This window comes from Fimbriimonas sp. LA-C6 (assembly GCF_055398105.1).
Genome location: NZ_AP038796.1, coordinates 1,079,888 through 1,096,812, shown reverse-complemented (window position 1 = coordinate 1,096,812; position 16,925 = coordinate 1,079,888). Strand labels below are relative to the sequence as shown.

Here is a 16,925-nt window from a genome sequence, read left to right as displayed (position 1 = left end):
TGAAATCGGCCGATGACGTTCAGAACAACCCTCATGGCAATTTCACTTAGTCTTCTTGGAGTACTCAATGGCAGCTAAAAGCCCATCGATGTTCTCCTTGAATCCCCACTTACTGATGATCTCTAAACTCTTCGCACCCATCCGGGCTGCATTCTCGGGATCCGACACTACTTTGTTGATAACATCCGACAACATGTCGATATCGCCAGCCTTAAACGTATAGCCGTTCACTCCGTTTTGCACGAGATCAGCGGCACATCCCACCTCATCCGTAACAACAATTGGCTTGGATGCATTCATCAGCTCGTTTACAATTAGGCCCCACTGCTCTCGAACGGACGGCAGTACAAATACATCGCATAGGTCAAACAGAGCAGGAAGCTCTGTTTGGTTTTTGAAGCCCAGAAACTTTATGGATGACCACTTAGTCTTGGCGGCCTCTTCCTTCAACGAATCAAGAATCTCACCAGTCCCGATGTAAACCAGATAGGGTTTTGGTTCTGTAACACCGTCTGGAGAAAGCTTTTTGTATGCCTCTAGGAGGTGGTCACCGTGTTTGCGTCCAGAAATCTTCGATGCGTATAAGATGATCGGACGGCCAGGTTCCAGCCCCAAACTCGCTCGAAGCTCCTCTCGGTTGGGACGGGCCAACTCGGCCTTTTCTTTGAAGAAGTCATTGTCGACTGCGTAGGGAACCATGAAGATCTTCTCCTCAGGCACTCCGTATCGAAGATAGTAGTTCTTGTTGTTGGTGCCAATGGCAAGAAAAGCATCGACCTTTTTGAAAAGCTTTCGAATGATTGCTTCTTTGATCACTCGCTGGAGACCCTCGCCCTCGACACTCGCTGACTGAGACTCTGCACGCACGAAAACCTTGATGCCGAGCTTCTTTGCAATAAGGATCGCCCGGATATTTGTCCAGTGAGCATAGCCATGCAGCCAGATCGCATCATACTGACCACGAACCAAGGCTTCCTTAATGCCAATACTGTAGGGCCGAGTGGAAGTGAGGGGTAAGTCTGGCCCCTTGCAAGGGAGAAACTCGTGCTTATAGCCTTCAGTCAGTGGCACGTCCCATGTGACTACTTTTCCGAACCCGGGGTCTTCGTAGGCTCGAACCGAAAAGTCGCTCATGAAGAGAGCGGTAAGGTCGATTTGATCATTCTGCGCGACTTGCCTAAGCAATGGGGCCTGATACTGAATGGGATGCGAAACTAAATAGGCAAGCTTCGTTTTTGAAGAGGACTTCACCAAATTTCTCCTTGTGCAAGCAAGCAAATTATCGGGGGAAAGCAACGATACCTTACGGTAATGAACCCAGCGAACTGCAACTTATTCAGATCGAGGGTCTCTTAATCTTCAACGACGAAGCTTTGAACCACTTTTGAACCCAGACTTGCTGTAACGTATACCACAACTCAGACTTCTGTTTAGCGCTTGCTGGCAAAACCCTAACACCTCGTTCACTCCAAATTTGGCTAAGCAAGCTCTGAAGAGTACGACATTTTGCCCGAGCATGGAGAAACTTAACCTCGTGAACTTGGCGACAAGTCGTCTTTTAGGTAATAGTGTACAATCGCGTTTTCAGGAACCTGTCTGCGTGTCCCACAAGGATAGGCGTCTAGAGGAGTCCTGAGGCATACGATTGTCATCAGTTCTCCTGCAAGTGCTCTATGGCTTCCGTTAAAGTAACCCTTCGCATCGTAAAGTCTAAGTTCTCCTTTCTTCGAAAATTCTTAAGATCTTTACGCTCTTTCGGCAAACAGACAGGTTACTACCGTCTTCGCTCGATGATAGGGTTGGGCATTCCTGTCAGGTCCGTGGTCAAGCTAAGAGAAGCTAACCACGACGCCAGCATGACGGTGAGGACCATCGATGACGGATATCAGCTGACGTGCCCCGCCTCAACTATTTATGGCGAACCGGAGTACGCGCTGTTTCCGCACCAAGTCTGGGACATTCCCTCGACACTCGTGGCTAAATTTGAGGATGCACACGTTTGGGGGTACTTCGATGGTGCGCTGGTCACAAAGGAAGGCTCTCTTGTCGCAGAAACGTCATTTGATATGTACGGACCCGAGTTGCACCGAATCTACACCCAACTGAGACTTCCTAAAGCGGTGAAGCTCGAAGGCAACACTCTCTACCTTGGCTGCCAGGACCACGCAAACTACTATCACTGGACCACCGATTTCATCACCCGCTTACTCCTGATTGAGTCTCAGGGAACCCGCATACGAGATTTCGATCATGTCATCATGCGGCCTCCGACAACAGGCTTCCATCGCGAAATCTATAACTACTTTGGAATCACGTCGTCTCAAATTCGTGAGTTCACTGTAAAGGATCTTTTCCTATGCGATCACGTAACGACTGCCTTTACGAAGAGACCAATGGCAGCGGTACACCAGGCATCCATAGAACTCCTGCGGACGCTGCCACATGCGGATCTGGAACAGTATCCACGGAAACTGTACCTAAGACGAAATGGCAAGTTCGGTCGGTTCCTTCGAAACGATGCCGAGATCTCCGAGCTATGTGAGCAATTTGGGTTCACAGTTGTAGTCCCAGATGAACTGTCTCCAGAGCAACAGAGAAGCCTCTTCGCAAAAGCAGAAATCATCATCGGGGTACACGGTGCCTCGTTCTCAAATCTGGTCTTCTCAAAGAACTGCACGCATGTCATCGAGTTGATGCCACGGGACTACGCCGACCAGAGCTTCTACTGGATCACGGCTGCGATCAAAGCAAAGCACATCATCGTGCTCGGAGTTGAGGGCACACTGGCCACAAAACACACCACGGCATCGACGCGATTCAATTCATTTAGCATCGACCCCGCACTCTTGAAAGAGTGTCTCACAAAAGAGATCGGCGCGTTGCCCTAGTCACGAAACCAGATAGGTCTGTACCCAGCGAGAGCCTAATGCTTCCTCACTCCAGAGGCGCAGATATTGTTCCTGCAAACCATGCGAGCTGATCTCACCGAGCTTGATTCGGCGTTGCATGTTTAAGAGACCTTCGTAGATGGCTTCCTCTGAGTTTTCGACTGTCAGGACGTTAGGGTTATCTCTGGCAATGTCGATAATCCCACCGACACTCGTGGCCAAGAAGGGAACTCCATGCGCCATAGCCTCAATGAGGACCAATCCAAGACTCTCACTGTCCGCAGGGTGAACCAACAGGTCGATCTTAGAAAACACGTTCGACAACTCTTTGGGCAAGAAAGGTCCCGCCAACGAGACATTTGGGAGATCCTCAACACCTTCAAGCACATGTGCGTTTGGACCGTAAAACGTAAGGTCCATATCCTCAATCCTGTAGTTCTTCCAAATTCGGATCAGCTTTGCCGCGCCTTTTTCCGTGGCAGAGATGTTCCCAATGAAAGCTACGCGCAGCCTCGGTACAGCTTCTCCAGATCGAGTAGGGAGCTCATTCCCTGATACCCCCGCAAGCGCAGGGAGAACATAGATCGGAACGGCATCTCGCATCTGTTCAGAAAGCTGATTGGCATTCTGAGTCGAATTCACAGTCAGAAAGTCCATTCCCTTGAGAAGGGATGTATACCAATTATCTGTGCCTTCTAGGTAGCTGGAAGTTTGGTGCTCATGGTAGGTGATTCGCCCGCCGGGTTTAACACACCGGTGAAAGCGAGTTCCAAACGCCCCGCTCGCATTAATCGAAACCAAGTCATAGTCTCTGCTTTTTAGCTTCTGACGAAAAGTCATCTCACCAAGAACATTGCTGAGAAGTTTTCGGAACATCCGTGGAAGTTTAGAGTTCGAAACGAGTTGCGCTAATTTTGGATAAACCAGTCGGATCCCTAGACTTCCAAAATAGGTCTCATACCGCTCCGGATCCTTCACCCACTTGGCAGCCACCGTAACGTCAGCCCCATTTGCTCGAAGAACCCTTGAAAGGCTCTGAATGTGTGTCTCTATGCCACCCTGTTTGTCCAGCACGCAGTAGAGCAGAATCTTAGCCAACGCTTGATCTCCTTTTGAGTTTGCCAAGCAGCTTGCCAATAGGCGGGTTGAAAACTTCAGAGGCCCACCCAGCAAAACTGTCTTCTACCATGGCACACGACTTCGGAACGACGTACACGAACATCGCCGACTCCACAAGGAGAACCGCAATCGCGGCTCCGAGGTTTCCGAGCGCGTTCACAGAGAAATATGTGAACACTAAGCACAGCACCGTGACCACGATGAAATATCTCGCTAGATTGTTGTGTCTGTTAACCGACATTTGTACAACAGAACTTGCACAGTAGCCACCATTCACGACCATCGCCAGCAGCAAAACGTAAAAGACTTTGTAATCCAGGTTCAACTCTTTATGCGAGTAGATCTGATAGGCAGTCGGACCGAGAACGACTAAGCTCAAGCTTGCACATAGACCCAACCAAAAGCTCAATTGGCACATCCTACGATGAAGCTTCCTGGCAAGAACTAAGTCTCCATTTCCAAGAGCCGCCGACATTTCTGTCCAACCAGAGGCGCCCACAGCATCGGTCGCTTGGTTCACAAATCTTGTCATGGTGCGGGTTGCAAGAAATCCGAGCGCAATCGTTGGGTTCTTGACGATCGTGAGAATTGTCGAAAGGCCATTCACGTAGAGCGCATTACCTAGAGGAAACGCATTGAAACTGAGGGCAGGAAGGATAACGGGCTTAATGGCTGCCTTGTCAAGTTTAGGAAGCGCACCCTTTGCCCAAGGCACCTTGGTCTGCGCAGTGAAGATAATATAGGAGGTTACGCAAAGAGCATTGAAGTCCAGGAGCATCGCCAGATGAAGCGGTTGGATATGCGCAGCAATGGCACCCATTGTCACTGCAAATTCAATACACCTCGCAGTCGCCCCAATCGCAACCGTTTTTGCATACATCTGATTTGCCCGCAAAGGGCCGTAGTGCACCCCTTGCTGTAAAGAAATGCAAACCCTCACCGCAAGCAGCACCAAGATCCATTTAGCATCGGATATTGAAATAAGCCGAAGATGGAACTTTTCAAGTGGCGTGAAGTAAACGATGACGCTAAAAATCGCCAGAGATGTAATGGCAATCCCCGTGACAACCACGGCAATGCTCTGATAAACCTTGCGAGCTTGAGGCTCATCTCCACTCGCCACAAGAACGGTCATTTGTGACGCCGCGACTTGCCCAAAGGAGAGATCCGACAGGGACAGGAATGCAAGAAGACCCGTGATAGCAATCCACTCAGCGTACAGATCTTTACTCCAAAAGATGAAGAAGAGTGGCTGCGTGAGGACGAGGATTACTAAGTTGATGAGCTGGTTCGCTCCGTTTGCAAACAGGCCACGGACAATGCGTCCCTTGATATCAGAACTCATTCGTGTCCCCAAAACTTCGCAAACTTACAGCTGTGTTCTCTTTCATATGCCTGACCTAATAACAATAGAAGTGATCCTTTCGAGCGGCAATTCTGTTGTCATCATCGACAATGAGCCTTAGTCCCTAACACATACCTCTGAAATGAAACGAGGTGCTTAGCAGATACCAAGCACCTCATTAAGTTTTACGGACTCTGCCTCACCAACCCGGTTCGGCGAACGGATCTGAGCCGGGCTTGCGACTGCTGTCGCTAAACACCACGCCAAGAATTCTTGCGTTCGTTCGGCGAAGCATCTCGATCGCATACTTAAGCGCTCTTCGCTTTGTCTTTCCAACCTGAGCGACACAGACCACGCCGTCAGCGAGTCGAGCCAGGATTCGGGCATCTGCCGCCAGAGTACAAGGAGCGCCGTCCAGGATGACGATGTCTGCTAGCTTTCGCAACTCCTGGTGAAGCTCACTCATCTTCTCAGACGCCAACAGGTCGGTAGGATTAGTATTGCTCGTACCAGCCGGAATTAGAGTCAGCCTTTCTTGCGAAGTCTGTTTCAAAATCTGCTCAAGCGTAGCTGCACCCGTTAAGTAATCTGTAAGGCCCGGTGACAGCTCAAGGTTGAGCTTCTTGTGGAGGACTGGGCGGCGAATATTGGTGTCGACCAATATGGTTCGACGCTGGTCAGTCGCAGACTCCATCGCAAGGTTAAGGCTCATTTCAGATTTGCCTTCGGAAGAAGAAGTGCTTGTTATCAGAAGTGACTGAACCACCAAATCTTGAGAAGCCAACTGGATGTTGAACCTAAGAGCACGGTAGCTTTCCAACAATGCACTCTTGGAGAAGGTAGAGCGCCCCATCAGCTGGTTGGAGGTTGAAACCGCGCCAATAGGAGGGCTGCCCATCAGGCCATAGACCTCGTCCGTCGAAGTAACTCGATCCTCAAGTTTGTCCTTGAAAAGCGCCAGAGGAATAGCTAACGCAATTCCAATGATGAGCGCAGCAATCATGTTCTTCACAGGCTGAGGCTCAACTTGTTCAGGGCGAGAAATATTAATTACCCGAACTGGGTCCTTCTGCGTTTGGCTCTTAAAGCTGAACTCATCGAAGTCTCGCTTTAACTGATCAACAGTGGAGGATTGCTTTGCGAGATTTTGGATGAGCTTCTGACGCTCAGGTTGAACCTTCGTGACCGTCTCAAGATCCTTCTTCGCCGCTTCAAGACCAGCTTCTGCCTTAATGCGCTCTGCTTTGGCCTGGTCTAGACTTGCACGAGTCTCCGCAATTCGATCCTCAAAGCTTTGTAGAATCGGGTTGGGTGCGTCGCTGTTAACTTTACGAATCGCAGGAAGCGAGTTCAGGTAATCCTGTTGAACCTTGATTTGCGCGTCAAGTGCCTTGACTTCAGGACTCGACTCATCGAGATTCGTAATTAGGTTCGCACGCTGTGCCTTCAGCTGAACCAGCTCTTTACGCTGCGCCTCAACTTGCGGATTTGTTTCGGAGATGGATGTATCCACCTTCTTCTTAAATTTTTGCCGCTCAGCAATTAACGTTGAGATCTTCTTCTCTAGGCCTGCAATGGTCTGTTCAGAATTTTGAACGGTGGATTTTGCCCCACTCAACCTTTGAGCCCGCTCCTGAAGAGAGCCTTCTAGGTTATCGAGCGGATTGGAAATTTCAAACTTGTTGAAAGCCTGGCGAGCCGCCTCAAGCTTTGCCGTCTCAGAATCAAGACGCCCTTTGAGCACTTCAGTCGCTTGGGCTAGCTCTTGCTTACGTCGCTTGGTCAAGATTTCGCTGTAAACCGTAGGAAACGCAGCTGCAACTTTGGACGATCTGTCTTCGTTTGAGAGCTCGATGGCAATGTCGATGGCAGAACTAGTGTTGACTTGCTTAACAACCACCAGACGACCGGATGCAAGATCAACTTCATTTGGAGCCGGAACCTGTGCGGTGTTGAAAGCGCGCTGAATGATGTCCGGACTCGCAAGCTCTTCCATCTGGTTTTGAACTTCTGGTGCAACGTTTGGCACTAGAACCGCATTGACCGGGTCAGCTCGCTCTTGAGTGGAGGTAGGTGTCTGTGCATCAACCAAGATGCGAACTACCGTTCGATAGCTCGCCTCGGTGATTACCGTCTTGACGCCCGCGAGGACTGCGGCGACGATTACCACGAGGATAATAATTCCTTTCTGTCTCTTCAGAGTTCCAAAAAACTCCCTCAGACCCTGATCCTCTTGAACTTGCTGTGAATCCTTGATCATATGATGCTCAACACCAGCGCCGAGACGCTTCCATGCTCTGCGGAGAATGCAATTATTGAGCCAACCGGCCCTTTTTGCCTGCAATCACCCGTGCAATCCAAACCTTCTCTCTCGTAAACGCCCATAGCATGAAACATTTAAGAGACGCTTTTCACTCCACATTGCACGGATCCTATTAAAAATACCACCAGAGTATCGCTCTGGGTACACTTTACATCCAATTGCTAAGCTCAATGCGTCCTCATCAATGCTGTGATGCGTCGCCTTCAGTTAGTGTTCCACACACCAGGTATTTCTTAAGGCAATCCCTTAACTTCTGCCTAAACTGACCATAACCAATAGCGGGCAATTAACCAGCTTTACGAGGGGTTTTTTATTTGAAGGTTTGCGTTCTAACTGAGTTCTTTTTCCCAGACAATCTCACTGGCACTGGTAACGTCGTTTCTGATCTTGCCAGACGCCTCAAAGACGAATCAGGGCTAGAGGTATACGCAATAACCGGCAGGCCTGCCTACCACGACCCAAATAAGAACTATGATCGTTTTGAAGACTGGAACGGCATCAATATCTACCGAGTGAGTGCTCCTGGTTGGAATCGCTCGGGTACAGCACTACGGACCGTCGGTAACTGGCTTCTCACATTCGGAGCACTCTGGAAGTTACTCACCATGCCTAAGCCCGATGTGGTGTTCGTCACTAGCGCTCCTCCTTTTCTCGTAGCGGCTACCTCGATTGCAAAGAAGCTGCGCAAAATCCCTTTCGTTTACTGCATTTATGATATGGAGCCAGACCGGGTACTGGGTCTTGGAGTCATGGCGGAAGGAAGCCTCTTCGTGCGCCTCATGCACTGGTTCCAAAACAAAAGCGTGAAAACAGCCGATCGTGTTCTTGTCATCGGTCAATGTATGTCTGACCGATTGCAGCGCGTGTACTCGCTCCCAAAGAGTCAAATTGCGGTCATACCGATCGGTGCCGCCATTGATGCCGAGGAGGCGCAATCCGATCCTGCTCAAAGCGCGAAATACAGAGGAGACGCAACATTCGTTTTGCTTTACTCAGGGAACTTCGGCAAATATCACGACTTCAACAGCATCCTGGATGCAGCCAAGAACCTTGAGAAAGATGCACCCCATATGAAGTTCGTTCTAGTGGGAGGAGGTGCACAGCGCCAACACGTTGAAGACCGTGTCGCAAACGAGAAGATAAGCAATGTCGAACTCCTTTCATTTGTTTCCGATGAGGAGTATCCACATTTGCTCGGTGCAGCCGATGCCTGCCTAGTAACCATGGAGAAAGGACTCGAAGGCACATGCGTTCCGAGTAAGTTTTATGCCTATCTTGGTGCAGGCAGCCCGTCTGTTGCAGTTGTGGACAAAACCTGCGAAATCGCTCTCACAATTGAAGAAGTCAAGTGCGGAGTAGTGGTCACCCAAGGGGACTCAGAAGAACTAACAAGGGCAATAAGAAGCCTTGCGGAAAACCCCGAGCAAGTGAAGACCATGGCTAAAAATGCAAAAGCGGCTGGTGCCGGAGCATACAGCCGCAGTGCAACAACCACTCGGATAAAAGAACTTCTATCCGAGGTAGCTAAGAGGTAGCAAATCTAGGAGCCAATGGTTTCGAAGTGAAAGCCGGCTCTTTCGGCCTGCAATCGCGAGTAGATTCGACGACCGTCGAACAGAATTCGGGTCTTCATCGTCGATCCCAATCGCTCCAAGTCGAGCTGTTTAAACTCATTCCACTCAGTTGCCAAGATCAGCGCGTCAGAGTCCTGAGCTACTTCGTAAATGGAGTTCACATAGGTGAGATCAGGAAACACAGCTTTCACCCGTTCCATCGCAACTGGGTCATAAGCCCGAACAGTGCCGCCCTCTTTAGTGATCTCCTCAATCATGAGAAGTGACTTCGCATCGCGGATGTCATCTGTATTCGGTTTGAACGCCAAGCCCATCATTCCAATGGTCTTGCCTTCAAAGCCTCCAAGCTTCTTGCGAAGCCGATCTAAGAAGTGAGCACTCTGCGCGTCGTTGATCTCGACTACATTTCGCATCAGATCAAAATCGTATCCAAGCTTCTCGGCTGTTTTGATCATGCCGTGAACGTCCTTAGGGAAGCAGCTTCCGCCCCAGCCCAGCCCAGCCTGTAGGAACGGCATACCGATACGGTTGTCCATCCCAATGCCTTTTGCAACATCCGCAATGTTAGCGCCGCACTGCTCGCAAATCCGGCTCATCGCGTTGATGAACGAGATCTTCATCGCGAGGAAGGAGTTCGCGCCGTACTTAATCAATTCAGCAGAGTTGATGTCTGTGACGATCATAGGAGCCTGTAGGGTGGCGTAAAGCTCAACCAGCTTGACCGCAGCCTCTCGCTTCTTGGCTCCGATTACAATGCGATCAGGTCGCAAGGTGTCGGAAATGGCAGACCCCTCGCGAAGGAACTCTGGATTGCTGACGACGTCGAAAAGGCTGGGGTCAACACCGTTATCGAGAATGATCTGCTCAACCATGTCACCTGATCCAACTGGAACGGTGGACTTGTTCACCACCACCACATGGTGCTTGATGCTCTTGGCGATGGAGGTGGCGACAGCACGCACGGCGGTAAGGTCAGGAGTTCCATCTTCAGCCGGGGGAGTTCCTACCGCAATGAAAATGACTTCGGCATGCTCTGTCGCTTCGGCAATCGAGGTGCTGATTCGGAGAAATCCATCCTTAAGACCTCGCTTGAGCATCTCCTCTATGCCAGGTTCATAAATGGGTGGGATGCCTTTCTGAAGCATCTCAACCTTCTTCTGATCGTTATCTACGCAAATTACGTCGTTCCCAAGGTCTGCCAAAACAATGCCCGTTACGAGACCAACGTATCCTGTGCCAATTACTCCAATTTTCATCCTGTATTCTCAAATTAAATTTTACGAGTGAGTTTGAGCGAATTTGCTCCAACCTCTCTTTCAGCGTGCGGTCGCGCTTCCTTCGAAGCAATTTCTGTGCCAGGATTTCAACGCAGTTCGAAAACTGAATCGAAACCGCCATCATGATGAGCTTTTGTGGAATTAGGATCTGCAACGGCGCTGGTCAAATTCCGGGAAGATAAACTACATACCTAGTAAATCCTCAAGCACAGACTGTACCTTGTTGTACCTTTCCGAATAGAAGAAACATCGGCTCGACAGGTGTCGCATCGTATACTCTTTTAATGTTTTTGGCGGCAAGTTGGGTTTTGCTGAGAACCTTAAAGACCCCCGAAATGGGCCGTGTTTCGCCTACGAAGGTTGCAGTCGTGTACAACCTTGCAAGCAAGGAAAGCCAACTCATCGCTCGCTACTATGCCGCGAAGCGCCATATCCCGGCAACCAACCTCTTCGGGGTAAAGGTGCGACCCTCCGAGGAGATTCGAGATGGTGAGTATCAAACGTTAATATTAGCGCCCGTTAAGAAGTTCTTATCATCCAAGCGCGGCAAGCTTGACTATGTCGTCCTGACGAAATTCGTTCCAATAAGAGTCAAAGAAAACGGATGCTCAGTCGATTCGTTATTGGCTTCCATGGACATGAATGTCCCGCTGATGCCGGCAAGACCGTCCAGAGACCAGATCATTCGCTCACTCAACCCATACTTCGAGAAGCGCGAGAGGTTTTCTCATGCTAAGTTCGGCCTCTACCTCGTTACAAGGCTGGATGGCTACACCGTGGCTGACGCAAAAGCACTCGTCGATCGATCGATTCAAGCTAAGCCTGAGCGGGGTTTGTTCTTCATGGACGAAGCCGAGAACCGGAAGAAGGACAGCTACGGGAGTTTGCAAGCTACCATGTCCCTCGCTCAAACTGAATTGCGCTCAAAAGGACTCAGCGTCTACATAGACGAAACTCCAGAGTTTGTAGCCCCTACTCAGCCCCTCATGGGATACGCAAGTTGGGGCAGCAATGATGGCAAGTTTGACCCAGCTGAATACCACCGGTTAAAGTTCAAAAATGGATCTGTGGGCGAAACGTTCGTTTCGACAAGCGGCCGAACCTTTAACCGCACCATCGGAGGACAAAGTCTCGTTGCAGACCTCATTGCTCAAGGTCTAACGGGTGTCAAGGGATATGTCAGCGAACCTTACACCATTGCGCTTGCAAGGCCAAACATTTTGTTTGAGCGATACCTAAGCGGGTTTAATTTAGCGGAGAGCTTTTATATGGCTTCGCCAGTGATCAAGTGGAAGGATCTCGTGATAGGAGATCCGCTGTGTGCCCCTTATGCAAAGAATGGAAGTTAAATACCTTAGCCGACTGATGCTCGCCGCCGTCACAGCGACCTACATCCTGGGTTGTTCGAAACCGGCACCCGTAACGAACACCAAGGCTCCGGAAGGCAAATGGACTACTGTCACTGGCTTCAGTGTCAGCACAGGCAACGACGCCATCACCATTGATGTGCCTAAACTTCCTGCGCGACTTATTCTGGAAGATGGAAAGAAAGCTTGCAAACTTGGGGCGCAATCTCCCGGCTCAGGAGGCTTCGTTCAATACGACCTGAACCCAGATTCTCAAGTGGAAAAGACGATCCCCCTATACAAGACGGGAAGCTGGCAATTTACCGGCGAAACCTTCCAACAGAAGGTTTTGTTACAGGTTCAGGGCTAACGAACTGCCTCGGCACATGCTTGGCCCACTTTTCTAACATTCTGTGCCTCAGATGCTGAGCACACGAGAATAGCATCGTCGGTAACGGCCACCACAATGTCCTGTAATCCTAAGGCACCCACCACCTGACGGGAAGACTCATTCACCAAAATGCAGTTATTCGAATGGAGCGCCACAACGTTGCCCTGGGTCACATTGCCGTCTGCATCTTGTGCAAACGTCCGACCCAAAGCATCCCACGAACCGACATCATCCCAAGTGAAATCTGCTTGGACAACATAGACGTCGCGAGCCTTCTCCATCACAGCGTAATCAATGGAGACATTAGGAAGTTTTTCAAAAGCTTCTGTGGCTGCAATCTGATCATTAGCCTTGAGCGCCTGGGATATCTGATCAATCACAGTTCTCACATCCGGTAGAAGCTCACCGAGTTCTGAAAGTAGAGAAGCGATTGTAAAGACGAACATGCCGCTGTTCCACAAGAAGTTCCCAGCACTCAAGAACTGCTCAGCAGTCGCTAAGTCTGGCTTCTCACGGAATCTCGATGACTTCCAAGCCCGATCACTTGTTGGTTGAGAATGGTCCACCTCGATATAACCAAACCCGGTCTCAGGTCGTGTAGGTGTGATCCCAATTGTCACAAAACCTCCACGAGTCTCAGCGATTTCCATCGCATGTATAAGAGTTCCCTGAAAAGCGGCTGCGTCACCAATCATGTGATCCGCCGTAACAATCGCAAGTGTCGCATCTTGCTCTCCACGCGCTATCAACTGGGCGGTGAACCAACAGAAGGCTCCAAGTGTATTGCGCTTTGCGGGTTCTGCAAACACGTTCTCAATCAACGCGATATTGGCCTCCGTGACAGGCTTGATCAACGTGGTTGTCGTGGCAATGAACACCCCTTCACGCCCAAATAGTGGCGAAATTCGGTTGAAAGACTCTTCAAGCATCGTCTCAGAAGGGTGGGTGAGCTTTAACAATTGCTTGGGGCGCTGAGGCGTAGAAAGAGGCCAGAATCTCTCTCCAGAGCCACCGGCAATCACGATTCCTTTCCGTCTCGGACGGCTCTGTAGTTCCTCAGGAGTGTTCATTCTTGCTTTCAACGTACCTTACCCATTGACCTTATCACTGGATTGCTTGACTTGTTGACTATTAGGCACCACAATCAACTCATGCGCGCTGTAGTTACTGGTGGTAGTGGATTCCTAGGGTCTCATCTCGTCGACCGTTTGCTGGCAGAAGGACATGAAGTCGTTATCATCGATAATCTGATTACAGGTTCGACTGACAACATCGAGCACCTTGTTGGTGACGACCGAGTCCGATTTATCAAACATGACGTCTCCAACTACATATATGTTGCCGGACCAGTTGACTTTGTGTTCCACTTTGCAAGCCCTGCTAGTCCAGACGACTTTAAGCGATTTCCGATCCAAGTGCTGAAAGTTGGCGCGCTTGGCACGCACAACGCCTTGGGACTCGCCAAAGCAAAAGGCGCCAAGTTCATGCTGGCGTCAACCAGCGAAGTCTACGGCGATCCGCAGATTAACCCACAGCCAGAAACGTATTGGGGAAATGTAAACCCAATCGGACCTCGCGCAGTCTACGACGAAGCGAAGCGATATGCCGAAGCCATGACCATGGCATATCGAAACTTCCATGGGCTAGACACACGCATCGTGAGGTTCTTCAACACTTACGGCCCCAAGATGCGTCTTGACGACGGACGTGTCGTTCCCAACTTTGTCAAACAGGCGCTATTAGACCAAGACATCACCGTTTATGGGGATGGCTCACAAACCCGGTCATTTGGCTACTATGAAGACATCATTGATGGCGTATATAAACTTGCAAGTTCCGATTATCGTGAGCCAGTCAATATTGGAACCCTTGAGGAACGCACAATTCTTGAGTTTGCGCAGGAAGTCATCAAAGCAACGGGATCAAACAGCAAAATTATCCACCTGGATGCAGCTGTCGACGATCCAAAGCAGAGACGGCCTGATCTAACGAGAGCAAATTCGATCCTTGGATGGAGGCCAAGCACGAGTCTCGAGACCGGTCTTGCAAAGACTATCGAATACTTCAAAGGTAGAATCGATAGAGGACATACAGTTTGAGTGATCGTCCCATCCTTATCACCGGCGCCGGAGGCTTCATTGGTTACCATGCAGCCGAGGCTTTACTGAGTCAAGGACACGAAGTTGTTGGCTTCGACAATCTTAACGACTACTACACAGTTGAGCTAAAGAAAGCCCGCCTCGAACGATTGGAAGCTTACAAAGGCTTCCACTTCGTTCGTGGAGATGTCGCCAGCCTGCCCGAGATCCAAGCGGTCTTTGATGAGCACAAGCCTGAAGTTGTCCTTCACTTGGCCGCCCAGGCCGGTGTGCGATACTCATCAGAAAGACCCGATGTGTTCGCCCAATCCAACGGACTCGGCTTCGCGAACATCCTCGAACTCTCCAGACGAAGAGATGTCAAGCACTTCGTATACGCCTCATCCAGTTCAGTCTATGGGGCAAACGTCAAGATGCCTTTCTCTGAGAAAGACAGCGTCGATCACCCCGTGAGCTTCTACGGAGCACTCAAAAGAGCCAACGAACTTATGGCTCACTCCTACAGCATCCAATATGGGCTCCCAACCACCGGGCTCCGCTTCTTTACCGTTTACGGACCCTGGGGACGACCGGATATGGCGCCAATGCTCTTTGCAAAAGCAATTGCAGAAGGCGGAGAGATTCGTCTCTTCAATCAGGGCAACATGAAGCGTGACTTCACGTTTGTCGGCGACATTGTGAACGGAATTCTGGCTGTCCTAGATCACATCCCGCAAGGATTTGAATCGTGGTCAGGACTCGAAACCGATCCAGCACGATCCACCGCTCCTTTTCGTGTATTCAACATCGGCCGAGGTGCTCCAGTGAATCTCCTGGACTTCGTGAACATCTTAGAACGTGAAATGGGTGGCCAAGCGGTCAAAGTCATGATGCCCCTTCCACCAGGTGAAGTAATAGAAACGTGGGCAGACATCACCGAACTGAGTTCAGCCGTGGGATTCAAGCCTTCAGTTAGCATTGAGCAAGGCGTCGCGCAGTTTGCAGCTTGGTACAAGGAATACTGCCTGCAGCCCTCTGCAAGGATCCAACTCTAGCTCATGCAAGCCATGCGTCCTGCCACGTTCCTAGACCGTGACGGAGTGATCAATATCGACCACGGCTATATCTCGACGGCTGATCGCTTCGAGTTCGTCGAAAACGCCCCCGAGGCAATCCGACACCTCAACGAGCAGGGACGGTACGTACTTGTTGTCACAAACCAATCTGGAATCGCCCGAGGAATGTACACCGAAGAGCAATTTCTAGAGTTCACAAGCTGGATCGACGAGGAACTCAAAGCTCGCGGAGCCCGAGTAGATAAGTGGTACTACTGTCCCCACCATCCATCAGGCACAATCCACGCATTTACCTGCGAGTGCGAATGCCGCAAGCCAAACCCGGGAATGCTAAAGCAAGCCCTGACAGAATTCGACATAGACCTCAGTAACAGCTATATCATCGGGGATAAGAATTCAGACTTAGCCGCCGGTGCAGCCATCGGTGTTTCTGGATATCTCTTCGAAGGCGGCGACCTGCTCGCCTTCATTAAAGAAATCGAGTCTAAAGAGCCTCTGCCAACTGCTTGAGGTACTGACCGTACTCGCTCTTGATCGGCCGGTTGGCGAGTTCGCGGAACTGATCCTTGTCGATGTACCCCTGAGAGTAAGCAACCTCTTCAGGGCAAGCAATCATAAGCCCCTGGCGCTTCTCGATGGTCTCCACAAAGTTGCTCGCCTCAAGCAGAGATTCATGCGATCCTGTGTCCAGCCAAGCAAAACCACGCCCCATCAACTCAACGTTGAGATTTCCTGCTTCCAAATAGATCCGGTTCAGGTCGGTAATCTCAAACTCGCCACGAGCTGAAGGCTTTAGATCCCGCGCATATTCAATGACCTGCCGGTCGTAAAAGTACAAACCGGTCACCGCGAAATTCGACTTCGGATGCTCCGGTTTTTCCTCAATGCTGATCGCCTGCTGTTGATCGTTAAATGCAACGACACCGTAGTCACGAGGATTCTTCACGCGTTGAGCAAACACCGTAGCTCCCTCCGTCCGCGCAGAAGCTCGCTTAAGCAGGTCAGGAAGACCCTGGCCGTAATAGATGTTGTCCCCGAGGATCAGGGTGGCCAAGTCATCCCCCACAAAATCCTTGCCAATATGAAAAGCCTGCGCCAAGCCCTCAGGTTTAGGCTGGGCCTCATACACGAGTTCGATGCCCCATGCCGATCCATCTCCGAGTAGCTTTTTAAAAGCTGCCTGGTCTTCCGGTGTCGTGATGATGAGGATCTCCCGGATGCCAGCTAACATCAGCGTGGTCAAAGGGAAGTAGATCATCGGCTTGTTGTAAACCGGCATCAACTGCTTACTTACGGAAACAGTGAGTGGGTACAACCTCGTGCCCGAGCCACCCGCAAGGATAATTCCACGCCTCTTCATGTATGAATCCTCATTATCATGACTTCGGATGCCGAATGCTGGAAACAAGCCCGTAAATCAACCAAGCAAGTGTGTTCTTGCTTGGGGAATGAACTGAGTGGAAGGTAGTGGACCTCCCAAACCAGACAGCAAAGACTGTCTAGCCCAG

The 16,925-nt window shown here is 50.3% G+C and carries 14 protein-coding genes; 7 read left to right on the top strand and 7 right to left on the bottom strand.

Annotated elements, in window-relative coordinates:
* Window positions 1–42: 42 nt before the first annotated feature.
* Window positions 43–1,185 carry a glycosyltransferase family 4 protein gene (locus tag ACZ51B_RS05160; protein WP_464296168.1) on the bottom strand — a complete coding sequence of 381 codons (1,143 nt, stop codon included), beginning with the start codon at window positions 1,183–1,185 and terminating at the stop codon, window positions 43–45.
* A gap of 605 nt (window positions 1,186–1,790) precedes the next feature.
* On the opposite strand from ACZ51B_RS05160, the gene ACZ51B_RS05155 reads away from it, so the two are divergent.
* Complete coding sequence (locus ACZ51B_RS05155; RefSeq protein WP_464296167.1) at window positions 1,791–2,888, top strand: glycosyltransferase family 61 protein; 1,098 nt, start codon at window positions 1,791–1,793, stop codon at window positions 2,886–2,888.
* On the opposite strand, the gene ACZ51B_RS05150 is transcribed toward ACZ51B_RS05155, so the two are convergent.
* From ACZ51B_RS05150 to ACZ51B_RS05140, 3 genes are all read right to left on the bottom strand, one after another.
* Window positions 2,889–3,986 carry a glycosyltransferase family 4 protein gene (locus ACZ51B_RS05150; RefSeq protein WP_464296166.1) on the bottom strand — a complete coding sequence of 366 codons (1,098 nt, stop codon included), beginning with the start codon at window positions 3,984–3,986 and terminating at the stop codon, window positions 2,889–2,891. It abuts the gene before it with no gap.
* Entirely contained in the window at window positions 3,979–5,352 is a 1,374-nt protein-coding gene (locus tag ACZ51B_RS05145; RefSeq protein ID WP_464296165.1) for a lipopolysaccharide biosynthesis protein, read from the bottom strand. The genes ACZ51B_RS05150 and ACZ51B_RS05145 overlap by 8 nt, the downstream gene beginning before the upstream one ends.
* 199 nt (window positions 5,353–5,551) lie before the next feature.
* Complete coding sequence (locus ACZ51B_RS05140) at window positions 5,552–7,612, bottom strand: polysaccharide biosynthesis tyrosine autokinase (RefSeq protein WP_464296164.1); 2,061 nt, start codon at window positions 7,610–7,612, stop codon at window positions 5,552–5,554.
* A gap of 377 nt (window positions 7,613–7,989) precedes the next feature.
* Here ACZ51B_RS05140 and ACZ51B_RS05135 point away from each other — a divergent pair, with 377 nt between their 5' ends.
* Window positions 7,990–9,210 (top strand): glycosyltransferase family 4 protein, encoded by a 1,221-nt coding sequence (locus tag ACZ51B_RS05135; RefSeq protein ID WP_464296163.1) that lies wholly within the window; start codon window positions 7,990–7,992, stop codon window positions 9,208–9,210.
* Window positions 9,211–9,215: 5 nt separating this feature from the next.
* On the opposite strand, the gene ACZ51B_RS05130 is transcribed toward ACZ51B_RS05135, so the two are convergent.
* Window positions 9,216–10,505: a UDP-glucose dehydrogenase family protein gene (locus ACZ51B_RS05130; RefSeq protein ID WP_464296162.1), complete on the bottom strand. Its 1,290-nt coding sequence runs from the start codon at window positions 10,503–10,505 to the stop codon at window positions 9,216–9,218.
* Between the two features lie 305 nt (window positions 10,506–10,810).
* Between ACZ51B_RS05130 and ACZ51B_RS05125 the strand changes: the two genes are divergently transcribed.
* Together ACZ51B_RS05125 and ACZ51B_RS05120 are read left to right on the top strand one after the other, a co-directional pair.
* Entirely contained in the window at window positions 10,811–11,875 is a 1,065-nt protein-coding gene (locus ACZ51B_RS05125; protein ID WP_464296161.1) for a TIGR03790 family protein, read from the top strand.
* Window positions 11,865–12,242 (top strand): hypothetical protein, encoded by a 378-nt coding sequence (locus ACZ51B_RS05120; protein WP_464296160.1) that lies wholly within the window; start codon window positions 11,865–11,867, stop codon window positions 12,240–12,242. The genes ACZ51B_RS05125 and ACZ51B_RS05120 overlap by 11 nt, the downstream gene beginning before the upstream one ends.
* Here ACZ51B_RS05120 and ACZ51B_RS05115 read toward each other — a convergent pair.
* Window positions 12,239–13,333, bottom strand: a complete 1,095-nt coding sequence (locus ACZ51B_RS05115) for a mannose-1-phosphate guanylyltransferase (RefSeq protein ID WP_464296159.1) — start codon at window positions 13,331–13,333, stop codon at window positions 12,239–12,241. The genes ACZ51B_RS05120 and ACZ51B_RS05115 overlap by 4 nt on opposite strands.
* A gap of 81 nt (window positions 13,334–13,414) precedes the next feature.
* Here ACZ51B_RS05115 and ACZ51B_RS05110 point away from each other — a divergent pair, with 81 nt between their 5' ends.
* From ACZ51B_RS05110 to gmhB, 3 genes are read left to right on the top strand one after another with little or no spacing between them, the layout of a single operon-like run.
* Window positions 13,415–14,362: a UDP-glucuronic acid decarboxylase family protein gene (locus tag ACZ51B_RS05110; RefSeq protein ID WP_464296158.1), complete on the top strand. Its 948-nt coding sequence runs from the start codon at window positions 13,415–13,417 to the stop codon at window positions 14,360–14,362.
* Window positions 14,359–15,396: an NAD-dependent epimerase/dehydratase family protein gene (locus tag ACZ51B_RS05105; RefSeq protein WP_464296157.1), complete on the top strand. Its 1,038-nt coding sequence runs from the start codon at window positions 14,359–14,361 to the stop codon at window positions 15,394–15,396. The genes ACZ51B_RS05110 and ACZ51B_RS05105 overlap by 4 nt, the downstream gene beginning before the upstream one ends.
* 12 nt (window positions 15,397–15,408) lie before the next feature.
* Window positions 15,409–15,927 carry a D-glycero-beta-D-manno-heptose 1,7-bisphosphate 7-phosphatase gene (gene gmhB, locus ACZ51B_RS05100; protein ID WP_464296156.1) on the top strand — a complete coding sequence of 173 codons (519 nt, stop codon included), beginning with the start codon at window positions 15,409–15,411 and terminating at the stop codon, window positions 15,925–15,927.
* Here gmhB and rfbA read toward each other — a convergent pair.
* Window positions 15,902–16,777, bottom strand: coding sequence for a glucose-1-phosphate thymidylyltransferase RfbA (gene rfbA / locus ACZ51B_RS05095; RefSeq protein WP_464296155.1), 876 nt, complete (start codon window positions 16,775–16,777; stop codon window positions 15,902–15,904). The two genes, gmhB and rfbA, sit on opposite strands and share 26 nt — an antisense overlap.
* Window positions 16,778–16,925 lie beyond the last annotated feature (148 nt).